We start from the raw sequence: 4255 nt of genomic DNA, 5'->3' as shown, positions 1-4255 counted from the left end.
TGCTTTGGATCATGCCTTCATAGTATTGTCCTAAGCAACTCTTTCTCTGCTATAGACGTTACTCCCGCGCCACCCACAACTTTTTGGTAAACATTAAGCTGTCAGCCATTGGCCTTGGCCAATGGCTGACAGCTTAGTTATAAACTGGTTTATATAATTTCGGGATAATTACCTTTAATCAAAATCTCTCCGGTCTTCCCATCTCCCCATCTCCCCACACTTCCCACCCTCCCTCTAATTATGGGTATTCAACCTCAATTGATATTAGTGGGAGATTTTTCACGAACGTTCATCAAATCTGGTGCGGAAGCTCCCGTATTTTATCCAGTATTGTTTAAGATCATGGTGAGGTGTATGTAAACTCGCTTTAGCTTGATACAAAATAACTTGGCGATGGGAGCCAATCCAAATTTTTTTAATGGGTTTAACGGATATTACACTTCCTCCGAGACTCTCGACACATTCCGAGAATCGTTCAACCGTTGTATATTCTACCGTCTCAAAGATAAAAAAGTGACCCGAGCAGATCAAATGTCTGCTCCTAATCCAGCACTGCATCTTTTTTTGAGCTCTTGGCGGTAGCATTAGCTGTACACAAATCATCCTCAACTCTAATGATAATTAAGATTTTATGATAGTGGTTTGATAACAAAGGGAGTAGGGAGTAGGGAGTAGGGAGTAGGAACAAAAATCCTCACAATTACTACACGGAATCCTATAGGTATTAGGTATTAGGTTTTAGGAATACCTAATAATCACTTTCGGCAAAAAATAGTTATTTTGAGTAGTCTAGATTAGACGACTTTACCTACCCTAATTAACTTAGTATTTGTTAGTTGGTTTTTGTGTCACAATCCAATCCCTTATTGCTGATCACTAGGCACTAAAAATCGGCGCTACAAATCAGGTAATTCGTCAGCAAAACTTTGCCGTTTCTCAAATCGTAAATGACCAGCTGCTGATCCCCATACGTGCTCATGAGTATTGATATCCATACCCTGATCTAGGCTGATCCAAGTTGTTTCAGTCAATTCCACATCACTGACCAGATAGGTTTTACGCCCATTACGTTGGATGAAACACTGGCAACCGGGTTCTACACTGCCGCGAAACATGTCACCCTCTCGCCAGAAAATCATTGAACAGTTGTAGCGACGTTCTATAGCATCAGGGGTGATGGTTTTGAGAATATCTAGCTCTCGCGCCGCCCCGGCATAAAGAACTGGATCGTTAAGGCTGTAATTTTCTATATAACTATGATCACCTTTATCAATCAGGCGATGGACTCCCTGACGGTAGGGACTCCATAGATCATAGTCATAGGCTTGCTCAGAGTAGAAACCAATACCCGAAAAGAAATCAAAGGGTAAGGGGCGAAAGAAAACATGAATATGAGCGTAAAGCTGAGGATTATCAATCGCTTGTTTTTTGTTACTAAAATCTCCAGCCATCCAACTAGCTAGAGTCAGTAAATTACTGGTAGTTTTATCGGTAGGACTAGATAACATTGGTGGGTAAATTTATTTAAAACCTAAGGTTAAAAATTATAAAAAAACTCTAAATTATGACCTTAACTGTTCAACCGGGTCACTTTCAGCTCGATTGGGATAGGTCACGGATTTCTGAAGAAAACGAGGCTGTAGTCACCCCTTGACCAGAACTGGTTTTAATCAAGGACACCCGAAAACGTAAATTCGGTGTAGCAAACCAAATCCGTTCTTCAGCAGCAGCTCGGTCATACTCCGTTAACAACGTGAAGGTACCATCTTCAGTAAGGTGATAGTTGCCCACTGCTGCAATTGTCTCGGCATAGCCTTGCTCTCTGAGGAGTTTTCCCCGATCGGGGTTGTCAGGATCCGGGATAGGGACTAGAACGCAACTCCCAGACTGGATGTCGTCTTCATCCCAATCTGATTCACCTTCCCAACTCATGCGAAAGGGATGCAAGGCAGTTGTGGGATCAATATCGTATAGTTTGCAAATGTCAATCACAGCTGAGTCATCAGCCTCAAGGGCAACAATATCAATAGTTGAGCGTATTTCCTCAAAGTGACTAAACGCTAAGTGATGACCGCTGCGCTGCGATCGCCAACGTCCAATAGAACGTTCTATAAATTCAGTAAGCTCCATCTGCTATGTGTAGTTTAATTTAAAAAAGTTAACAATTTTGTTTGCGTATAGCAGCTGAATGCTCAGCTCAATGGTGTTCTACGTTACGCAAACCTAGTAAATTAGAGCCTTTACCCGGATTTACATCTTCAGTTATACACCGTGGCTCCAATCCTTCAACATTAGTAATTGTAAACTTTTGTGACAGTTATGTGTGGGGACCAGAACTAGTATCAACGGAAACACAACAGTCAACTATTTACAGTTAACCCCCAACAGGATTTATAGCAGTTACCATAGTAATGAGGTACACAGGATTTGTGTCCTATTCCCTATTCCCGTTTTCCCATTCCCGTTTTCCCATTCCCGTTTTCCCGACTCCCGACTCCCATTAACCCAGAACGAAAGTCCTTCAAGCAATTGAGAAATGCTACGCCATCAAGCTTTTTGTTCCACCCCAAAGCCCACTAGAACCACCTTGTCTAGGGGTTCGCTTTCTATAGGACGCTGGTAATTAATAATTTTGCGGATTCTTAAGTTGGGATTGATCAGAGTAATGGAATCAACAGATACGACACGGGTATAGTAGGTGGTCATCAAAAGTTCTAGTTGATTGCTATCGAAGCTAAAATGAGCGACTTTAGGTTTAGCTTCTTCGTAGGCGCGATCGCGTAAATAATCTCCCTCTATAATCATTGATTCTTCGACCTGAGGGACAAAAAGCATATTCAGTTGTTGGGACACCCGTTCACCTTTTTCAGAAACTGTCTCGAAACCAAGATGATAACCACACAGGTCATTGATATTAGGTAAGTCAGGTTGCTGATTATCGATCAACACCTTAGTTTTGAGGGCAGAAGACAGGGGTTCAATAGTGAATTGTGTACGGGAGCGCTCTACCTGCTGGTGAGTCAGATCGTGATAGCTACGTTGTGCGACCCAGGTTCCAACACAGCAATCAAAGAAGTATTGAAATTTGGATATAGACATGGTTTTGTTAATTAAAATTTTTAAAAATATTTATTTTAAAATTGTTACTATCTATTCTATTTTTTATAGTCTTAATTATGAGGTATTGGTTTAGCTAAATTGAAACAATTTATTAATTAAATGATCGAAATAGGGGGCTATTGTGTCTGGTTCAGATAATCGGTTTAAACTAGCTGCCTTTATCTCTTCTAATCCTGATACCATGGCGGGGATTGGGACTTGCATTTCTTTGTACAACAAGTTCATATAGTGCAGTCCTTCAGCACTGGTAAACTCGGTGCTACTGCCAGCAATTCCATAGGTAATACAGCGGAGAAAATGCCAAAAATCTCGCCAACACGCTTCTGCTCGTGGGGCGGGATAAAGACTACCCCCTGGTTTAGTAATATCAGGATATTGAGCCAATACGGTTTCCCGGGCTTCGGAAACAATATCAGAAGCGTTATCCCGCAAAAATTTGGCTGTATTGATTAAGGGTTCCGTATCTGGTGAACATGCTTTAATCTGGTGCAACTCATCATCGGTAAGATAGCGACGGTGATCATCAGCTGCCTGGAAATGCTGGATAATCTCTGGGGGATAGGAGTCTTGCCAGTTGGCAAAGCTGACAATTCTGGCTTTGGTAATTAGCTCTTTGAGATAGTCGCTTAGTTGAGTCGTCATGGTTGATTGTTGTTAAAGGTTAAAGCTTTAAGGTTGGTTGAAGGTTTAAGGTTGAAGGTTGAAAGGCCAAGGTTGACCATGTCATCAACGCAACGGTTAACAAAAACAAAAACTATAAATTGAAAAATTGAACTAGCCCTAGCTTCCGATAGCAACTAGGGCTAGTTCACTTCACAGCAGTATACTCAATTTTGACACTCCCCGGTCATTAGACGCGGGGATTCTGCTGACAGGGTAGAATTGGGTAGCTGCCACAATCTAACCCTCGCTACGGTCGTCAAACACCGTCTACTCAGTCGGTCTAGGTTAAGACCTAGCTTTCTGGCTACTTTGCGCATAATGTTTGCGCTACCGTTAAGATCTGCATTCACTAGAGACCTATTACTGGTACGATAAAGTCCACGCCTAACTCGTTTTCCTGATGCTTTCCACCCACATGGTTTTTATTAAACTAAGCCGCAGAGTCACCTCTGCGACTCGTCTCCAAAACCGT

Annotated in this window: 5 protein-coding genes and 1 pseudogene; all 6 read right to left on the bottom strand. The window is 42.0% G+C overall.

The window, feature by feature from the left end:
- Positions 1-279 precede the first annotated feature (279 nt).
- Positions 280-585: a CpeR family transcriptional regulator gene (locus AC4II3_RS31585; protein WP_293112141.1), complete on the bottom strand. Its 306-nt coding sequence runs from the start codon at positions 583-585 to the stop codon at positions 280-282.
- 311 nt (positions 586-896) lie between these two features.
- Positions 897-1508, bottom strand: coding sequence for a CpcT/CpeT family chromophore lyase (locus AC4II3_RS31580; protein WP_488016711.1), 612 nt, complete (start codon positions 1506-1508; stop codon positions 897-899).
- A gap of 85 nt (positions 1509-1593) precedes the next feature.
- Positions 1594-2130 carry a phycobiliprotein lyase gene (locus tag AC4II3_RS31575; protein WP_488016709.1) on the bottom strand — a complete coding sequence of 179 codons (537 nt, stop codon included), beginning with the start codon at positions 2128-2130 and terminating at the stop codon, positions 1594-1596.
- 417 nt (positions 2131-2547) lie between these two features.
- Positions 2548-3099 (bottom strand): phycobiliprotein lyase, encoded by a 552-nt coding sequence (locus AC4II3_RS31570; RefSeq protein WP_488016707.1) that lies wholly within the window; start codon positions 3097-3099, stop codon positions 2548-2550.
- A 90-nt stretch (positions 3100-3189) separates the two neighbouring features.
- Positions 3190-3762: a phycobilisome protein gene (locus AC4II3_RS31565; RefSeq protein WP_488016705.1), complete on the bottom strand. Its 573-nt coding sequence runs from the start codon at positions 3760-3762 to the stop codon at positions 3190-3192.
- Positions 3763-3947: 185 nt separating this feature from the next.
- Positions 3948-4205 (bottom strand): annotated as a pseudogene (locus AC4II3_RS31560) (RNA-guided endonuclease TnpB family protein); the annotation flags it as partial.
- Positions 4206-4255: the final 50 nt, after the last annotated feature.

The organism is Moorena sp. (assembly GCF_982860115.1).
Note: the sequence above shows the minus strand (reverse complement) of the source record. Positions and strands in the feature narration are given on the sequence as shown.

What these genes read in the sequence shown, in the direction of transcription:
- AC4II3_RS31575 (WP_488016709.1), bottom strand. Translation starts at nt 2,130, where the DNA reads ATGGAGCTTACTGAATTTATAGAACGTTCTATTGGACGTTGGCGATCG.
- AC4II3_RS31565 (WP_488016705.1), bottom strand. Translation starts at nt 3,762, where the DNA reads ATGACGACTCAACTAAGCGACTATCTCAAAGAGCTAATTACCAAAGCC.
- AC4II3_RS31570 (WP_488016707.1), bottom strand. Translation starts at nt 3,099, where the DNA reads ATGTCTATATCCAAATTTCAATACTTCTTTGATTGCTGTGTTGGAACC.
- AC4II3_RS31585 (WP_293112141.1), bottom strand. Translation starts at nt 585, where the DNA reads ATGCTACCGCCAAGAGCTCAAAAAAAGATGCAGTGCTGGATTAGGAGC.
- AC4II3_RS31580 (WP_488016711.1), bottom strand. Translation starts at nt 1,508, where the DNA reads ATGTTATCTAGTCCTACCGATAAAACTACCAGTAATTTACTGACTCTA.